At 72.8% G+C, this 16,760-nt stretch carries 16 protein-coding genes; 10 read left to right on the forward strand and 6 right to left on the reverse strand.

Annotated elements, in window-relative coordinates; genetic code table 11:
* Positions 1-1,311, forward strand: a 1,311-nt coding sequence (locus tag ACFVW8_RS03575; protein WP_389685911.1) for an alkaline phosphatase family protein, incomplete at its 5' end; no start/stop codon positions are given.
* Positions 1,312-1,343: 32 nt separating this feature from the next.
* On the opposite strand, the gene ACFVW8_RS03580 is transcribed toward ACFVW8_RS03575, so the two are convergent.
* The 3 genes from ACFVW8_RS03580 to ACFVW8_RS03590 form a co-directional block, all read right to left on the reverse strand.
* Entirely contained in the window at positions 1,344-2,396 is a 1,053-nt protein-coding gene (locus ACFVW8_RS03580; RefSeq protein ID WP_389685912.1) for a LacI family DNA-binding transcriptional regulator, read from the reverse strand.
* Between the two features lie 74 nt (positions 2,397-2,470).
* Positions 2,471-3,076 carry a DUF305 domain-containing protein gene (locus ACFVW8_RS03585; protein ID WP_389685913.1) on the reverse strand — a complete coding sequence of 202 codons (606 nt, stop codon included), beginning with the start codon at positions 3,074-3,076 and terminating at the stop codon, positions 2,471-2,473.
* Between the two features lie 93 nt (positions 3,077-3,169).
* Positions 3,170-4,120 carry a DUF1996 domain-containing protein gene (locus ACFVW8_RS03590; protein ID WP_389685914.1) on the reverse strand — a complete coding sequence of 317 codons (951 nt, stop codon included), beginning with the start codon at positions 4,118-4,120 and terminating at the stop codon, positions 3,170-3,172.
* A gap of 287 nt (positions 4,121-4,407) precedes the next feature.
* On the opposite strand from ACFVW8_RS03590, the gene ligA reads away from it, so the two are divergent.
* From ligA to ACFVW8_RS03615, 5 genes are all read left to right on the forward strand, one after another.
* Complete coding sequence (gene ligA / locus ACFVW8_RS03595) at positions 4,408-6,513, forward strand: NAD-dependent DNA ligase LigA (protein WP_389685915.1); 2,106 nt, start codon at positions 4,408-4,410, stop codon at positions 6,511-6,513.
* A gap of 153 nt (positions 6,514-6,666) precedes the next feature.
* Positions 6,667-7,485: a rod shape-determining protein MreC gene (locus ACFVW8_RS03600; protein WP_389685916.1), complete on the forward strand. Its 819-nt coding sequence runs from the start codon at positions 6,667-6,669 to the stop codon at positions 7,483-7,485.
* Entirely contained in the window at positions 7,482-8,102 is a 621-nt protein-coding gene (locus ACFVW8_RS03605; RefSeq protein ID WP_389685917.1) for a hypothetical protein, read from the forward strand. Before ACFVW8_RS03600 ends, ACFVW8_RS03605 begins: the two co-directional genes overlap by 4 nt.
* A gap of 46 nt (positions 8,103-8,148) precedes the next feature.
* A complete protein-coding gene (secD, locus tag ACFVW8_RS03610) occupies positions 8,149-10,446 on the forward strand; it encodes a protein translocase subunit SecD (protein WP_389685918.1) in 2,298 nt (765 codons plus the stop codon).
* Positions 10,447-10,559: 113 nt separating this feature from the next.
* The gene (locus ACFVW8_RS03615) at positions 10,560-11,303 is read left to right on the forward strand and encodes a DUF1275 family protein (RefSeq protein ID WP_389686000.1); all 744 of its coding nucleotides are present in this window, start codon (positions 10,560-10,562) and stop codon (positions 11,301-11,303) included.
* Between the two features lie 36 nt (positions 11,304-11,339).
* Here the strand turns inward: ACFVW8_RS03615 and ACFVW8_RS03620 are convergent, their stop codons facing one another.
* Positions 11,340-12,146, reverse strand: coding sequence for a helix-turn-helix domain-containing protein (locus tag ACFVW8_RS03620; RefSeq protein WP_389685919.1), 807 nt, complete (start codon positions 12,144-12,146; stop codon positions 11,340-11,342).
* A gap of 49 nt (positions 12,147-12,195) precedes the next feature.
* On the opposite strand from ACFVW8_RS03620, the gene ACFVW8_RS03625 reads away from it, so the two are divergent.
* Positions 12,196-12,501, forward strand: a complete 306-nt coding sequence (locus ACFVW8_RS03625) for a 4a-hydroxytetrahydrobiopterin dehydratase (RefSeq protein WP_389685920.1) — start codon at positions 12,196-12,198, stop codon at positions 12,499-12,501.
* Positions 12,502-12,581: 80 nt separating this feature from the next.
* A complete protein-coding gene (locus tag ACFVW8_RS03630) occupies positions 12,582-13,346 on the forward strand; it encodes a class I SAM-dependent methyltransferase (protein ID WP_389685921.1) in 765 nt (254 codons plus the stop codon).
* A 15-nt stretch (positions 13,347-13,361) separates the two neighbouring features.
* Here ACFVW8_RS03630 and ACFVW8_RS03635 read toward each other — a convergent pair whose 3' ends face one another.
* A complete protein-coding gene (locus tag ACFVW8_RS03635; protein ID WP_389685922.1) occupies positions 13,362-14,225 on the reverse strand; it encodes an NmrA family transcriptional regulator in 864 nt (287 codons plus the stop codon).
* Between the two features lie 81 nt (positions 14,226-14,306).
* Here ACFVW8_RS03635 and ACFVW8_RS03640 point away from each other — a divergent pair, with 81 nt between their 5' ends.
* Both ACFVW8_RS03640 and ACFVW8_RS03645 read left to right on the forward strand, forming a co-directional pair.
* Complete coding sequence (locus ACFVW8_RS03640) at positions 14,307-15,278, forward strand: cupin domain-containing protein (protein WP_389685923.1); 972 nt, start codon at positions 14,307-14,309, stop codon at positions 15,276-15,278.
* Between the two features lie 20 nt (positions 15,279-15,298).
* Positions 15,299-16,204 carry a class I SAM-dependent methyltransferase gene (locus ACFVW8_RS03645; protein ID WP_389685924.1) on the forward strand — a complete coding sequence of 302 codons (906 nt, stop codon included), beginning with the start codon at positions 15,299-15,301 and terminating at the stop codon, positions 16,202-16,204.
* 11 nt (positions 16,205-16,215) lie between these two features.
* On the opposite strand, the gene ACFVW8_RS03650 is transcribed toward ACFVW8_RS03645, so the two are convergent.
* Positions 16,216-16,692, reverse strand: a complete 477-nt coding sequence (locus ACFVW8_RS03650; RefSeq protein WP_389685925.1) for an RICIN domain-containing protein — start codon at positions 16,690-16,692, stop codon at positions 16,216-16,218.
* Positions 16,693-16,760 lie beyond the last annotated feature (68 nt).

Raw genomic sequence — 16,760 nt, forward strand, 5'->3', positions numbered from 1 at the left:
CTCCTCACCCTCGACGGGGCCAGCCGCGGCAACCTCTTCAGCGGCGGCGCCGACCAGCTCGCGCTCGTCCTCTCGACGACCGCCAGACGCGGCAAGGGCCGCCGCTCCCGGGCCGGCTACTTCGCCTACTTCTCCGACCCGGCCAACGCCGTCCGTACCGCGCTGTCGTTCGTCGCCGAGGTCGGCCGGGAGATCGGCCAGTCGACCCGCGCCCGCGTCCGCAAGGAGACACCCCGGATCAAGCGCGGCGGGCTCTACCCCTTCATCCGGGCCTTCGCGACCGTCGTCGAACGCGATGTGGTGGTCGCCGCCGTCATGGGGGACATGTTCGCCGGACGGACCGCGGTCTACGCCGACCTGGTCGCCTACGACGAGGTGGCCCACCACTCCGGCCCGCGGAGCCGGGACGCGGAGAAGGTCCTCGCCCGGCTGGACCGCTCGCTCGCCCTGATCGTCAAGGTCGCCGAGCACACCCCGCGCAGCTACCGGATCGTGCTCCTGTCCGACCACGGACAGAGCCCGGGAGAGACCTTCGCGGGCGTGTACGGGCTGACACTCAAGGATCTGGTGCGGGCCGGCAGCGGACTGCCGGTGCCGCGCCGGGCGCAGCGCACCCGGAGCGGTTCCGAGGCACGCGACGCGGTACGGATCGCGCTCCACCGGCCGGTCGACGGGGACCGGCAGGAGAACCTGTCCAAACCCTCCGACCCGGTCGTCCTCGCCTCCGGCAACCTCGGCCTGATCTCCTTCCCCGACATCGAGGGACGCGCCTCGCTGGAGCAGCTCGACCGCCGCCACCCGGCGCTGCTCAGGACACTCGCCAACCACCCCGGCATCGGCTTCCTGCTGGTGCACAGCGAGAACCACGGATCGGTGGTGCTGGGGCACGGCGGCGTCCGGGTCCCGGTGGCCGAGCTGCGCGACGGACAGGGCCCGCTGGCCCCCTTCGGCGCGGGCGCGGCGGCCGCGGTCCGGCGCACCGACTCCTTCCCGCACGTCGCCGATGTGATGGTCAACTCGATGTACGACCCGAAGGCCGGCACCGTGCACGCCTTCGAGGAGCAGATCGGTTCGCACGGGGGCCTGGGCGGCGATCAGTCCCGGCCCTTCCTGCTCTGGCCGCGCACCATGACGGACCCCCTCGACGCGGCAGCCACCGAGGGCGGGGCGCGGCCGGCCGAACTGGTCGGTGCGGAGACGGTGCACCGGGTGCTGAGACGCTGGCTGGGCGAGGTCTCGGGGCCGCAGGTGCCCGTGGGGCAGGGCGAGTGGGCGGGCGAGGCGGACGCGGGCACCGGCCCGCCCGGCTGACGACTGACCGGCCGGGCGCGACAGCGGTGGCGTCAGGCCGACTGCCGCCGCACCAGCGTCGGATGGAAGACCACCGACGGCACCGGTACACCGGGCGTGCCGATCTGCTTCAGCAGCAGCTCGGCCATGGCCGCGGACATCTCCTCCACCGGCTGCCGGACCGTCGTCAGCGGCGGATCGCAGGCCATGGCCGCGCTGCTGTCGTCGAATCCGACGAGGGCGACATCCTCGGGAATCTCCTTGCCGGCCCGCAGCAGCACCGGCAGGGCGCCCAGCGCCATCAGATCCGACGCGATGAACACCGCGTCCAGATCCGGACGGTCACCCAGCAGCCGCCGCATCGCCGCCGCGCCGCCCGCATGCGTGAAGTCGCCCTCGGCGGCCGCCACGTCCCGGATGCCGTGCACGGCGAGCGCGTCCAGGAAACCCGAGAGCCGCGCCTGGCCGGCCGGCATGTCCTGCGGGCCCGACACCGTGCCGATCCGGTGGCGGCCGAGCGAGGCCAGATGGTCGGCGGCCAGTTGCGCCCCCGCCCGCTGATCGGCCTCGACATAGGTGAGCGGAGCCGGCCGGAGGGGCTGACCGGCCAGCACGGCGGGCAGCCGGGTGCCGTGCAGCAGCCCCGGCAGCGGGTCGTCCGCATGCGAGGAGATGAGCACCACCCCGTCGACATGGCCGTGGCGCAGATAGGACAGCAACTGGTCCCGGGAGGCCTGGTCGTCGGCCAGCATCAGCACCAGCTGGATGCCCGCCGGGCGCAGCACGTCGAGCAGCCCGCTGACCACCCGCCCGAAGTACGGATCGGAGAACATCCGGCCGACGAAGGGTTCGGAGACCGGACGCCGTTCCCGTTCCGAGACGACCAGCGCGACCGAGTCGGTGCGCCGCGTCACCAGCGAGCGGGCCGCGCGGTTGGGCACGTACCCGGTGGCGTCCACCGCCTCCTGGACCATCCGCCGCAGCGCCGGATCCACGGTCGTCGCCCCGTTGATCACCCGGGAGACGGTGGCCCGTGACACCCCCGCCACACCGGCCACGTCCTCCAGGGTGGCGGGGCGTGCGGGCAGCGGTGCATCGGCAGTCATGCAGTCTTTATACCGGGTGGTACGACCGGTCCGGAAACGAGTGCGCGGCCCTTGGGAGTACGTTGACCGGGGCATCAGCCGGTGTCTCCGGGCGGCACCGGAAGCCCGTCGAGCTCGGCGAGTTCGGCCCTGCGGGCCGACACCAGGCTGCCGGCGAGCCGTTTCGCATCGGGCCTGGTCCCGGATTCGGTCTCGGAGTGCGACACCTGCGCGGACTGCCGCAGATGCTCACGGATCCGCGCCGTGAGGAGCCGGTCGAACGCGCCGCCCTCGACGGCGCGGGCCTGTCCGAGGTCGCGTTCCGTCACCATCCCCGGCATGTCGTGCCCCTCGTGCACATTGGTGTCCGGCAGCCCCATCCGGGCCAGCAGCGGTCGCAGCCGGGTGAGTTCGGCGTTCTGCGCGGTACGGAGCCGGGCCGCCCAGCGCCGCACCCGCGGATCGCCGGCGCGCTGTCCGGCGAGCGACAGCAGGGCCACGGCCTGTTCGTTCATCGGGGTCATCAGTTGCGCCCAGGCGGCATCCGTCGGATCGGCCGGAGCGGCCCCCGGGGTGCTGGACGGCGCGGCGGCGGAGCCCGAGGGGGGCGATGCGGCGGGGCGCTCCGCGTCCGCCGGAGCCGCGCATCCGGCCAGGAGGAGCAACAGGGACAGTGCTGCGGTGCTGCGGGCCGCCTTCATGACGAGGTCCTCGGGGGAGGGCCCGCCCGGGGCGTGGGGTCCCGGGCGGGCATCGGACGGACAACGGCCGTTCAGCCGAAGGCCGGTGGCCGGTCAGGGAGTGCCGTCGGCACCGCACTTCACGATGGCGTTGATGCAGTCACGGACGCGCTGGGCCAGCTCGGCCTCGGGCCACACGTTGAAGAAGTCGCCGTGCATCGTGTACCCGGGGCCGGACGCCAGCCGGAAGCGGGCCGGGTCGCCGTTGACCGGATAGCGGAGCACCTGACGGAGTTTGGGCACCGGCACCGGGTGGGTCGAGGGGCACTCACCGCCGACCGGATAGGCCATGTGGCTCTTGTGGTCGGCCGAGTCGAGGTCCTTGCCGTTCCAGCACTGCGGGAAGTCCAGATACGACTCCAGCATCGCGTCCGCCGGGCAGTTCACGAAGTCGTGGGACGGGTTGACCTCGCCGTGATGCAGACACGACCAGCGCGAGATGGTGTTGTCGTCGGGACCGGTCGCCTTCGCGTTCCCCGCGACGATGCGCAGTCCGCGGGGGAAGGGCTGGATCCGCTGGATGACGTCGTCCCGGACCCCTTCGCCCAGGTAGTAGAACGTCGTGCCGGTGGGTTCGACCTCCTTGTCGCCGTCGTACAGGGTCGGCACCCAGTACGAGGACAGGTCGATGTCGGGTGAACAGCTGCTCCTGGCCTGCTCCAGCGAGGCGAGGTCGGAGTTGCCGTTCGTCGAGTCGTTGCCGAAGAAGCTGTGCATGTGCGAGGCCCCGGGCAGACCGGGGAAGACGATCGGGTCGTCGGGTGCCCGGTGGGTGTAGGGGCATTCGGCGAGGAATTCGGCCACCCGGACGACATCGGCGGCGGCCTCGGGGACCGGTGCGGCGTTCGTGCCCGCGTCCGGCCCGGCGGACGCGTTGCCGGTGGTGGCCCGGAGGAAGGACAGGGCGAGCACGGCGGCGACGAGCCCCGCCGTGCGGTACCGCCTGGGTGGCAGGGTTCTGCGACGGCTGCGTTCGCCGGTGCGTCGAGCACGGAAGAAGAGCACGGCACTCCTGTTCGGAGGAAGTGGGGGTTCCTGGATGATGCGAGAGAGCGCTCTCTCGCAGGAAAGTAAAAGCGGCCTCCAGGCATGTCAATAGAACACACAGTGCTTCAACTGCCTGTTGTTTGAACGTAGTTGTTGTGCCCTGAAGTCGGGAGAGCGCTCTCTCGCGGATGGTTTCCTCGGAAGCCGCCGCATACAGGGCCACGGGGACGGCCGGAAGGTGCCGCGGGGCGGCGCCCCGAGCCCGCTCGCGGGGCATTGTCAGTGGTGGGCGGCAGGATGGGGTCATGACGAACTCAGCTGTTGTGCTCGCCGATACCGCTGCCTACGCCGTCGCGGTCGAAGAGGCGTCGCAGGCCGCCGCCGCGTACTACGCCACGGGCGAGAGCACGCTCGACGACGACGCGTACGACCGGCTGGCGCGCGGCATCGCCGCGTACGAGGAGGCCCATCCGCAGGATGTGCTGGCCGATTCGCCGACCGGCAAGGTGGCGGGCGGCGCGGCCGTCGGGGACGTGCCGCACACCGTGCCGATGCTCTCCCTGGACAACGTCTTCTCGGCGGAGCAGTTCGCCACCTGGACCGCCTCGCTGGAGCGCCGGATCGGCAGGCCGGTCACCGCCTGGAGCGTCGAGCCGAAGCTCGACGGGCTGGCGGTCGCCGCCCGTTACCGTGCGGGCCGGCTGGAGCGGCTGATCACCCGCGGTGACGGCACAGCCGGTGAGGATGTCTCGCATGCGATCGGAACCGTCGTCGGGCTCCCCGAAGAGCTTGCCGAGCCCGTCACCATCGAGATGCGCGGCGAGGTCCTCATGACGACCGAGCAGTTCGAGCAGGCCAACACGGTCCGCACCGAACACGGTGGCGCTCCCTTCGCCAACGCGCGCAACGGCGCGGCGGGCACCCTGCGCGCCAAGGACCGTGCCTACACCGTGGAGATGACGTTCTTCGCGTACGGCGCCCTGCCGCTGCCCGACTCCGGCGAGCTGACCGGCACCCTGGCCGAGCTGCCGCACAGCGAGGTCCTCGGCTATGCGGCAACCCTCGGCGTGCACACCGCGGCGGACACGGATGTGGCGCCGCGTACGGTGACCACCGTCGAGGACGTCCAGTTGCGGGTCGAGGAAATCGCGGCGCTGCGCGCCTCGTTGCCCTTCGGTATCGACGGCATCGTGATCAAGGCCGACCTCGCCGCCGACCAGCACGACGCCGGCTCAGGGACCCGTGCGCCGCGCTGGGCCATCGCGTACAAGCTTCCGGCCGTGGAGAAGGTCACCCGGCTCCTCGGTGTCGAGTGGAATGTGGGCCGGACGGGCATCATCGCGCCGCGAGCGGTGCTGGAGCCGGTCGAGATCGACGGATCGACCGTCGGCTACGCCACGTTGCACAACCCGGCCGACATCACCCGCCGTGATCTGCGCCTGGGCGACCATGTGATGGTCTACAAGGCGGGTGACATCATCCCCCGCATCGAGGCGCCCGTCGCCCATCTGCGGACGGGCGAGGAGCAGTCGGTCGTCTTCCCCGAGGCGTGCCCGCAGTGCGGTTCCGAGATCGACACCAGCGAGCAGCGCTGGCGCTGCGTCCGCGGCCGGAACTGCCGCCTCGTCGCCTCCGTCTCCTACGCGGCGGGGCGCGACCAGCTGGACATCGAGGGCCTCGGCGCCACCCGCGTCGTCCAGCTCGTCGATGCCGGGCTGGTGGCCGACTTCGCCGACCTGTTCACGCTGGAGCGCCCGCAACTGCTCGAACTGGAACGAATGGGCGACACCAGCACCGACAACCTGCTGGCCGCGATCGACGCGGCGCGCGTCCAGCCGCTCTCGCGGGTCTTCTGCGCCCTGGGCGTGCGCGGTACCGGACGCTCCATGTCGCGGCGGATCGCCCGGTACTTCGCGGACATGGACCGCATCAGGGCCGCCGACGCCGAGACGCTCCAACGGGTCGACGGCATCGGCAAGGAGAAGGCCGCGGGCGTCGTCGCGGAGCTGGTGGAGCTGGCTCCGCTGATCGAGAAGCTGACCGCCGCCGGGGTCAACATGACGGAACCGGGCGCGACCCCGCCCCCGGAGCCGGGCGAGGAGGCCGCCGGGGAGGCCGGGGGCGCGGACGGACGGCCGCTGGACGGGATGACCGTGGTGGTCACCGGTGCCATGACGGGAGCGCTGGAGAAGCTCTCGCGCAACGAGATGAACGAGCTGATCGAACGGGCGGGCGGGAAGGCCTCCTCCAGCGTTTCCAAGCGCACCACGCTGCTTGTGGCCGGCGAGAAGGCCGGTTCCAAGCGGACCAAGGCGGAGGATCTCGGAGTCCGGATCGCAGCCCCCGAGGAGTTCGCCGAACTGATCGAGGAGTTCCTGCCGACCGGGGAACCCCTGCCGTCCGAGGCGTGACCGTCCGAGGCGTGAACGACGCAGCCCTTTGATTTTGCGTGGGAGTGGCTTTCTTTGCCTGTCTATTGCATAGTGAGGGCTCGGTCATGCCTCGCTATCCGCGGGTCAATGGGTGTGTGAACGGCTGCGACAGCGGGCCGGGGGTGAGGGGCGATGCGTTCTTTGCGCGACGGACAGCGGCACGCCCGCTCCGTTCACCGGCAGCACCGGGCAGCGACCCGTGGGCTCGCGCTCGACCTCGGCAGCTCCCGGACCCGTGCCTGGATTCCCGGACAGGGCGTCGTCGCCGACACCGGGGCCGACCCGGGCGACGGGTACGGCCAGGACAGTCCGGTCCGGCGCGGACGCATCGTCGACACGGAGTCCTGCGGCCGGATGCTCGGCCGGATCGCCGACACGGCACTGGGCGCCGACCGCAGCGACACGGTGATAGTCCTCAGCCACCCCGTGCTCGCAGGCCTCGAACACCGTGCCGCCGCACGGGAGATCCTCGCCTCGCTCGGCCCGTCGAGCGTCATCGTCCTGGACAGCGCCAGGGCCGCCGCCGCGGACGCCGGACCGCAGGACGGCGGCCCGCTGCTCGTCGTCGACCTCGGTGCCGAACTGACCGAGGCGACACTCCTGGTGGACGGGCAGGTGCGCGACGCGCGGCTGGCCGAGACCGGGCTGAGCGATCTGGAGCCCGGTGATCCGCCCACCGCCGTCGTCCGGGCCGTCCTGGACATGGTCATGGCGATGTGGCAGCAGGACAGCCACGGTGCGGTGCTCGGGGCCCTGCGCAAGGGCCCGCTGCTCGCCGGAGGCGGTGCACTGCGCCCGGACGTCACCAACCGGATCGCGATCCGCCTCGGCGTCCCGGTCCGCCTTCCGGACGACCCGGCGACCACGGTCGTGCGCGGCGCAGGGCTGTTCCTCAGCTCCGTGCTCCGCCACGCCACCGTCGCGCCTGCCCTGCCCGGCCGAGCGGGGTGACCGCCCTCCCGGGTGCGCCCCGGGGCGACGCGCATCCGCGGGAGCGGCAGGCTCCTCCGGCGCACCGCCGACGCGCGGGCGCGGCGCGGGAGTTCCTCGCGGCACTCCTCCTTGCCGTGCTCACCGTCGCAGGCGGCGCGCCCGCCGCCGTCGGTGCGGGTCTCCCCGCCCGGTCCACGGCCGCTGCGACATCCTTCGCCGGTGACCTGTCCGGAGCACGCCCGGCCGTCCGGAACCTCGGCCGCACCGACCGCACCGACCGCACCGACCGCACGAACCCTCGCCCAGGGCCCGGCGCCCATGACCTCCTGCGTGCCCGTGTCGCGGTCGAGGGGCTGCGGCCCGGACCGGAGACCGCGCCCCTGCCGGAGGCCGTCGCCGAACACCCCCGCACCCCTCAGCACCTTCCGCCGCCCGGTCCGGGCGCCCCGCTCCCGCGCCCGCCCGGCCTCCTGCCGCCGCACCCCGTCCCCGGATGCACCCTGGCCGTGACCCCGGCCGCCGCCGACCGCTTCCGCGCCGTGCTCCCCGGTGTGCGCGGGCCTCCGGGCGAGGCCGTTCACCGGCCCCGGGACCTGTCACCGGTCCCGTCCCGTATCCCCGCCGCGGCACCCTGATCCGGACGAAGGACTCCAGGGGCCCGGCGCCCCTCGGAGGAATCCCATGACTCGCGCCACCACGGTGCGGGCGGTTCTGGCTGCGGCCGTCCTGCTCGTCGCCGTGCTCATCACGCTGACCATGTCCCCCAGACTCGGCCTCGACCTCCAGGGCGGCACCAGAATGGTGCTCCAGGCCGAGGACTCCGGCACCGCGAAGGCGGACCGCGAGAGCACCGACCGCACCCTGGAGGTGCTGCGCAAACGCATCGATTCGCTCGGAGTCGCGGAACCGACCCTGACCCGGTCCGGCGAGGACCGGATCATCGTCGAGCTCCCGGACGTCCAGGACCCCCGCAAGGCCGCCGAGGTCATCGGCAGAACCGCCCAGCTGACCTTCCACGCCGTCCAGGGCTCCGGAGCCTCCGGCGGTCCGGAGGCCGCCGACGGGCTGACGCTCCCCGACGAGCAGGGCCGCGACCTGGCGCTCGGCCCCGCCGCGCTCTCCGGCGCGGGCGTCAAGGATGCCTCCGCCTCGTTCGACGCCCAGCAGGGTGCCGGCTGGTCCGTCTCCCTCGACTTCCACAAGGACGCCGGCCGGGACTGGACCCGGCTCACCGGGGAGGCCGCCTGTCACCCGGTCCAGGACGAGCGGCGCCGGGTCGCCATCGTCCTGGACAAACAGGTGATCTCCTCACCGCAGGTCTCGCCGACCGTCGGCTGCGACACCGGACTGCCCTCCGGTTCCACCCAGATCACCGGCTCCTTCAGCGCCGACGAGGCCCGCGAGCTCGCGCTGCTGATCCAGGGCGGCGCGCTGCCGGTGCCCGTCGAGATCGTCGAGCAGCGGACCGTCGGCCCGACGCTCGGCGCCGCCGCCATCGACGCCAGTGCCCGCGCAGCCCTCATCGGGGCCGCGGCAACGGCCCTGTTCATCACCGTCGTCTACCGGCTCTTCGGCGCGCTCGCCGCCGTGGCTCTCGGCGCCTACGGAGTGATCTCGTACGCCGCGCTCGTCGCGCTCGGCGTCACCCTCACCCTGCCCGGACTCGCCGGTTTCGTCCTCGCCGTCGGCATGGCGGTCGACGCCAACGTGCTGGTCTTTGAACGGGCCAGGGAGGAACACGCACAGCATCCGGGCCGGTCCCTGCGCACCTCGCTGACCGCCGGGTTCCGGCATGCCTGGAGCGCCGTCGCCGACTCCAACGTGACGACCCTGATCGCGGCCGGGCTGCTCTTCTTCCTCGGCTCAGGACCGGTCAAGGGCTTCGGCGTCACACTCGGCATCGGTGTCCTGGCGTCGATGTTCTCCGCGCTGGTCATTGCCCGCGCCCTCACCGAGACCGCCGCGGGCTCCCGCTTCGTCAGCAACTACCGGGGCGTCAACGGCATCGCCGCCCCCGGCCGGGTGAGGACCTGGCTGAACCGCCGCGACCCGCAGCTGATGCGCTCCCCGCGCCGCTGGCTGCTGGTTTCCGCGGTGCTGATCGCGGTGGCGGTGGCCGGCATCCTGGTGCGCGGCGTCAACTTCGGCGTCGAGTTCACCGGGGGCCGCCTCGTCGAGTACGCGACCAGCCGCCCCGTCGACGTGGAGAGCGCACGTACCGCGCTGACCGGCGCGGGCTTCCCGGACGCCGAGGTCACCACGGCGGGCGCGGGCGACATCTCGGTGCGGACCGGTGAACTCGACAACGCCGGCGAGCACGCGGTGCGCGCCGCACTCGCCGAGGAGGGCGGCGAGACCACCAAGGTCAGGGACGAGCTCATCGGCCCCAGCCTGGGCGACGAACTGCGGCGCAATGCCCTGATCGCACTGGCCATCGCCGTCCTCGTCCAACTGGCCTATCTGGCGGTCCGGTTCCGCTGGACGTTCGCGGTGGCCTCGGTCGGGGCGCTGGTCCACGACGTGATCATTCTGATCGGTGCCTTCGCCTGGCTGGGACGCACCGTGGACGGCATCTTCCTGGCGGCGCTCCTCACCGTCATCGGGTACTCCGTCAACGACTCGGTGGTGGTCTTCGACCGGGTCAGGGAGCTGTGGGCGAAGGCCCGCAGGGAGCCGCTCGGGGCGGTGGCGAACCGGGCCGTTCTGCAGACCGTTCCCAGAACCGTCAACACGGGGATGGGCGCCCTGTTCATCCTCGTCGCACTGGCCGTGCTGGGCGGTGACTCGCTCGCGGACTTCGCGCTCGCGCTGCTGATCGGCATCGTCGTCGGGACGTACTCCTCGGTCATGACCGCGGTGCCGGCGGCGCTCCTCCTGGAGCGCGGCAGCAAGGCGCCGCCGCCCGTCCGCACACGCGGCCCGCGCGGGAGATCCGGAGCCGGGCGCCGGGACCCGCTCGACAACGGGGCCCGCGTGTAGTCCCCGTCGCCCCGCGCCGCCCGGGCGGCGCGGGGCGACGCGCGTCGGTTGTGGCAATCGCACCGGGCACAACGGCACAATCCTGGTCAGACACCCATGATCGGAGCGTGCCTGTGCCCGTCGTGCTGCGTGAGGCATGGACCACCCTCGTACCCGACATGAACGACCGGCACGGACCGCTGCCGCCGCTGATGCTCGCCCTGACCGTCGTCACCGGGCTGGTCGACGCCGTCAGCTATCTGGAGCTCGGCAGGGTCTTCGTGGCGAACATGACCGGGAACGTGGTGTTCTCCGGCTTCGCGTTCGCCGGAGCCCCGGGGTTCTCCCTGGCCGCCTCGCTCGTCGCGCTCGCCGCGTTCGTGGCCGGGGCGCTGGCCGGCGGTCTGATCGTCCACCACTCCCACGCCCACCGCGGCCGCATGCTGCTGCACGCGCTGTGCGTCGAGACCTTGTGCGTCCTGGCCGCCCTGGTCGTCACGCTGATCTCCGGCAGCCCGTACGACGGCGGCGTGCGCTTCACCCTCGTCGTGCTGCTCGCCCTCGGCCTGGGCGTGCAGAACGCCGTCTCGCGGGCGCTCGCCGTACCCGACCTCACCACCACCGTGCTGACACTGACCATCACCGGCATCGCCTCCGACGGCCGGCTCGCCGGGGGCGGCGGCAGCAGGGCCGGACGCCGGATCCTCTCGGCCGCCGCGATGCTGGCCGGCGCCCTCGTCGGAGCCGTGGCCGTGCTGCACCGACATCCGACCCTGCCGCTGGTCCTGGCCGTCGTGATCCTCGCGGTGGTGTGCCTGGCCGCGCAGCTCCTCGCCCGGGCGGACGGCCCGTGGACCCTGCCCGTCGTCAAGAAGTGAGCGCCGCGGACACGCCCCGTCCGCGGACACTCCGCTTTAGGGGGCGAGCGACCGCAGATACGCCGCGGTGTCCTGGTCGGCGGGCAGGAACGTCTCGATGGCGAGCTCCGCGACCGTCACGTCCATCGGGGTGTTGAACGTGGCGATGGAAGCGACGAAGGAGAGCAGCCGGCCGTCCTGTTCGATCAGCAGCGGCAGTGCGAACGGCACCGACGCCGAGGGCTCGTCCCACTCCCGCCCGCCGGCTTCCGGTCCCACCGGATAGCCCGCGACCTCCTCGTACAGCTCACGCAGCTCCGCGGAACGGACCAGGGCGATCTGACGCTCCATCTGCGCCAGCAGATCGGCCCGCCACTCCCGCAGATTGCGGATCCGCGGCGCCAGCCCCTCCGGGTGCAGGGTGAGCCGCATCGCGTTCAGCGGCGGGGCGAGCAGATGCTCGGCCACCCCCTCCGTCAGCCGGGCGATTCCCTGATTGGCCGCCACCACGTTGTACATACCGTCCACGACGAGCGCCGGATACGGGTCGTAGCCCTGAAGCAGCCGGTCCATCCCCTCGCGCAGCGCGCCCATCGCGGGGTCGTCGAGTGCGGTCTCCGTGTAGCGGGGGGCGTAACCGGCGACCACCAGCAGGGCGTTGCGTTCCCGCACGGGCACGTCCAGGTGCTCCGCCAGCCGCAGGACCATCTCCTCGCTGGGGCGCGAGCGCCCCGTTTCGATGAAGGAGATGTGCCGGGCCGAGGAGTCGGCCCGCAGCGCCAGCTCCAGCTGGCTGATCCGGCTCCGCTCCCGCCAGCTGCGCAGAAGCGGCCCCACTCCCGTGTCAGGCGCGACAGTTGTCATACCGAGACCGTAACGTCACCGGCACCGACCACGAGCGAGGGAGCCCTGTATGCCCGCCGCACCGCTGCCGCAGGACGAGATCGAGAACGGGCTGCGTGAACTGCCCGGCTGGACGCTGGACGGGGACCGGATCAGCTGCACCTACCGGCTCCCGTCACACTTCGCCGCCGCCGGGCTCACCGTCCATGTCGCCCAGATCCAGGACGAGCTGAACCACCACTCCGATCTGACGCTCGGCTACAACACCGTCGCGCTCTCGGTGAACTCCCACGACGCCGGCGGCAAGGTGACCGAGAAGGACCTGGCACTCGCCGCCAGGGTGGCGGCCGTGGCTCCGGGGCACGGGGCGAAGTAGCGGGCGGACCTTGGCTGTCAGGGCGTCCCGCCGAGGCGCGGAATGCCCGGCCGGCCGGGCCGTGTCCTAGAGTCCTTCGCATGCTGGACTACAACAGCGAGGCGGCCGTCTACGACTCCACGCGCGGCGGTGTGCCCCGGGCCGATGCCGCCGCCACCGCGGTGCTGGATCTGGTCCCGCCCGGTGCGCGCTCCCTGCTCGACATCGGCTGCGGCACCGGACTGGTCACCGAGCGGATCGCCGTCGGCCGGCCCGGCCTGCGGGTGACCGGCTCCGATGCCGCCGTCGGTATGGCGCGGGTCGCCCGGCAGCGGGTCGGCGCCGTCGTCCTCGCCGACGCACGGCGGCTTCCCCTGCCGGACGGGGCGGTCGACGCGGTGACGGCCGTCTGGCTGCTCCACCTGCTGCGCGAGGAGGGTGACGTACGGGCCGTGGTGGCCCAGGCAGCCCGGGTGCTGCGGTCCGGCGGGGTGTTCGTCGCCACCGTCGACAAGGACGCCTCGCACGACGTGGGCAGCGACATCGACGAGGCGTTCGCCCCGTACCTGGCACCCTCTCCGTCCGACGCCACCGACCGGGTCATCGCGTACGGGGCCGAGTGCGGTCTCGACGTGACGGGGAGTGCCGTCTTCCGCGGGCACGGGCAGGGCCGGACGCCGATGAGCGCGGCACGCGGAGTGCGCCGCGGCTACTACGCCTCACGCCTGGAACTGCCCGGACCGGCCGCCGAACAGCTCGTCGAGTCCCTGGCCGCGCTGCCGGGCCCCGACCGGCCCCGCGCCGAACCGGTGTACCGGCTGCTGGCGTTCTGCCGCCGGCAGGGCACGGACCGCGGGGCGGTCTGATCCGCCGGACAGCCCTCAGGCGTCCCACGCTCCGCTCCGGGCGGCCTCGGCGGCGAAGGCCGTGAAAGACTCCGGATCACGGCCCAGGACCTGCTTGACGCCCTCGGTCAGCGTCGCGTTGTGCCCGTCCAGCAGCATCGCGAACAGGCCTGCCAGGAAGCCTGCTTCGGCCTCCGGTACGCCGTACCGCTCCAGCATCACCGCGTACTCGGGGCCCGACACCGCGGCATAGCGCACCTCCCGCCCGGCAGCCCGGGTGATCTCCGATGCCGCCTCCTCGAAGGTCAGCAGCCGGGGGCCGGTCAGCTCGTGCACCTCGCCGGCGCCGGGGCCGCACAGCGCCGCGACCACCACGTCGGCGAGGTCACCGGCGTCCACGAACGGCTCGGCGGTGGAGCCGGCCGGGAAGACCAGCTCGCCGCCCAGCACCCCGTCGAGCAGGGCGCCCTCGCTGAAGTTCTGCGCGAAGAACGCCGAGCGCACCACGGTGAGTTCGCCGTCCCCCGCCGCCGCGCGCAGTGCCTCCTCCGCAATCACCGCCTGCGGCTCGCCCCGACCCGAGAGCAGCACCAGCCGACTTACCCCGCAGCCCCGTGCGATCCGCCCGAAGGCCGTCATCGCCTCCGGAGCACCGGGCGCCGCCAGATCGGGGTAGTACGCGATGTACGCCGCGTCCGCACCCCGCAGCGCGGCCTCCCAGCCCGCCTCGTCCGCCCAGTCGAACGGGACCTCGCCGTGCCGTGATCCGGCCCGCACCGGTACCCCGCGCGCGGTGAGCCGTTCCACCACCCGGCGGCCCGTCTTGCCCGTCCCGCTCGTCACCAGCACCCGGCCCGTACCGGGGGTCTTCCGATTCTCGTTCACCCTGTCCTGTGTCATGACTCAAGGCTCGCCGCGGAGCGCCGTCCGTTCCATCTCCGAGCCGCTCGGCTCCCTACGCGAACGTCTACGCTGCTGCCCATGGACGCACTTGCCGGACTCCTGGACGGGCCGCGGGCCAGGGGGGCCTTCCTGCTGCGGATGGTGATGGAACCGCCGTGGTCCGTACGGATCGAGGACCGGGCGCCGCTCTGTCTGATGTCGATGGCCCGGGGCGAGGCCTGGATCGTCCCCGCCGGGGGCGCCGAACCCGTACTGCTGCGCCCCGGTGACCTCGCCGTCGCGCGCGGGCCCGAGCCGTACACCGTCGGGGACCTGCCCGGCACCGCCCCGCAGACCCGGATCGGACCGGGCGGCACCTGCACCACCCTGCGCGGTGAACCGCTCTCCCAGTCCATGCAGCTGGGCGTACGCACCTGGGGCAACGCACCGGACGGTGCGGCGGCCATGCTCGTCGGCACCTATCTGCTGGACGGCGAGATCAGCAGACGGCTGCTGGACGCCCTTCCCCCGCTGCTCCTGCTGCCCGCCGACGGCCGGAGCAGTCCGCTGCTCGCGCTGCTCGACAGCGAGATCGCCAGGGACGAGCCCGGGCAGAGCGTGGTGCTGGACCGGCTCCTGGATCTGCTGCTGATCGACGCGCTGCGCACCTGGTTCTCCCGGCCCGGGGCCGAGGCCCCCGCCTGGTACCGCGCCATGGGCGATCCCGTCGTCGGGCGGGCGCTGCGGCTGCTCCAGAACGAGCCGGCCCACCCCTGGACGGTCGCGGCCCTGGCCGAACGGACCGGAGTCTCCCGGGCCGGACTCGCCAGGCGCTTCACCGAGCTGGTGGGGGAGCCCCCGATGAGCTATCTGACCGGATGGCGGCTGGCCGTCGCGGCCGACCTGCTGCGGGAGACGGACGCGACGGTCGAGGCGGTGGCCCGCAAGGTCGGCTACAGCCAGGCGTTCGCCTTCAGCACCGCCTTCAAAAGGGTCCGCGGGGTCGGGCCGCAGGACTACCGCAACAGAAGGGGCTTGCCGGATCGGCAAGAAAGTTTGCCCACGGGTTGATGTGCGGTGACGCTGTTCCCATGAGCAACGACACCGGTCACGGTCACCACCACGACAGCAGCCACGGCCACCACCACGACGCGGCCCATCCCGACTGGGATGTCATGGGACCGCTGCTGGAGCGGAACGCCGAACTCAGCAGCGGACAGTACACGCAGGCGGCCCGCTGGATCGCCACCCGGCCCGACGCCCCGAAGGTCCGCCGGATCGTGGACATCGGCAGCGGCCCGGGCGTCATCGCCTGTCTGCTCGCCGAGGCGTTCCCGGAGGCGGAGGTCGTCGCCGTCGACGGCACCCCGGCCCTGCTGGAGCGCACCCGCGACCGAGCCCACCGGCTCGGGCTCGGCGACCGCGTCACCACCCTGCACGCCGACCTTCCCGCGGAGCTGGGACGCGCGGGTGAGGCGGATCTGATCTGGGCGGGCAACGCCCTGCACCACCTGGGCGACCAGCGCGCCGCGCTGGCCGGATTCGCCGGGCTCCTGCGCCCCGGCGGCACCGTCGCACTCGTCGAGGGCGGGCTGCAGCCCCGGCAGTTGCCGCGTGACCTCGGCTTCGGCCGGCCCGGTCTGGAGGAGCGGCTCGATGTGATCCAGGCCGAGGCCTTCGAGCAGATGCGGGCGGATCTGCCCGGCACCAAGCGGGAGACCGAGGACTGGGCGGCCCTGTTCACCGCGGTGGGCCTCGCCCCGCAGGGCACCCGCAGCTTCCTGCTCGACCTGCCCGCGCCCCTCACCGATGTCGCACGCGACCATGTCATCGCCGAGTTCGGCCGCCGCCGTGCCGGCCTCGGGGAGCGGCTCGACGCCGAGGACAACGCGATGCTCGACCGGCTGCTCGACCCCGAGGACCCGGCCGGACTGCACCGGCGCACCGACACCTTCCTGCTGCTGGCCCGGACAGTCCACCTCGGTCGTAAGGCCTGAGCGCGACCGCTCTACGCAGTGCCGGACACCGGCTCCAGCCGCCACCACTGGCCGGGGGAGTCGGTGTCCTCCCACTGCTGGACAGCGGCCCCCTCCGCCGTGCTGCCGTCGGCGACCTCAAGGACCAGGCCGCTCACGAAACTGACCAGGGTGACCGTGCCCGGGGCCTCCAGGTGCCGCTCGATCAGCCACTCCTGCGCGCCGAAGTTGTTGGCCCGCCACTGCTGGATCAGCGCGCCGTTCTCCGTGGAGGCACCCCGCACGTCCAGCCGTTTGCCGCTGTGCGCGTTGACCACATGGTGCAGGGCCGCGCCCTCGTGGACCGGGGTGAACTCCCAGTGCTGGGCCGCCGTCCCGTTCTCCGCGTTCTGCTGCACCGGTGCGCCGCCGCCCTTCGCGGCGTCGCGCACCTCGAGCACCAGCCCGCTGCCCACATTGCGCAGCCGGTACGGCCCCGCCCCGACGAGGGGCGCGGTCTCCCCGGTCATCTTCCGGTCCCTTCGTACAGCGAACCGCCGCCCGGCCGACGGCCGGACGGCGGTTGCGCAGTCGATCA

It is taken from the genome of Streptomyces sp. NPDC058221 (genome assembly GCF_042882365.1).
Lineage (GTDB): Bacteria > Actinomycetota > Actinomycetes > Streptomycetales > Streptomycetaceae > Streptomyces.

Bases quoted from the DNA above. Each gene is read 5' to 3' on its own strand.
- secD (WP_389685918.1), top strand. From the start codon at position 8,149: ATGACTCGCGCCACCACGGTGCGGGCGGTTCTGGCTGCGGCCGTCCTG.
- ACFVW8_RS03630 (WP_389685921.1), top strand. From the start codon at position 12,582: ATGCTGGACTACAACAGCGAGGCGGCCGTCTACGACTCCACGCGCGGC.
- ligA (WP_389685915.1), top strand. From the start codon at position 4,408: ATGACGAACTCAGCTGTTGTGCTCGCCGATACCGCTGCCTACGCCGTC.
- ACFVW8_RS03650 (WP_389685925.1), bottom strand. From the start codon at position 16,692: ATGACCGGGGAGACCGCGCCCCTCGTCGGGGCGGGGCCGTACCGGCTG.
- ACFVW8_RS03585 (WP_389685913.1), bottom strand. From the start codon at position 3,076: ATGAAGGCGGCCCGCAGCACCGCAGCACTGTCCCTGTTGCTCCTCCTG.
- ACFVW8_RS03640 (WP_389685923.1), top strand. From the start codon at position 14,307: ATGGACGCACTTGCCGGACTCCTGGACGGGCCGCGGGCCAGGGGGGCC.
- ACFVW8_RS03625 (WP_389685920.1), top strand. From the start codon at position 12,196: ATGCCCGCCGCACCGCTGCCGCAGGACGAGATCGAGAACGGGCTGCGT.
- ACFVW8_RS03645 (WP_389685924.1), top strand. From the start codon at position 15,299: ATGAGCAACGACACCGGTCACGGTCACCACCACGACAGCAGCCACGGC.
- ACFVW8_RS03635 (WP_389685922.1), bottom strand. From the start codon at position 14,225: ATGACACAGGACAGGGTGAACGAGAATCGGAAGACCCCCGGTACGGGC.
- ACFVW8_RS03600 (WP_389685916.1), top strand. From the start codon at position 6,667: ATGCGTTCTTTGCGCGACGGACAGCGGCACGCCCGCTCCGTTCACCGG.
- ACFVW8_RS03580 (WP_389685912.1), bottom strand. From the start codon at position 2,396: ATGACTGCCGATGCACCGCTGCCCGCACGCCCCGCCACCCTGGAGGAC.
- ACFVW8_RS03620 (WP_389685919.1), bottom strand. From the start codon at position 12,146: ATGACAACTGTCGCGCCTGACACGGGAGTGGGGCCGCTTCTGCGCAGC.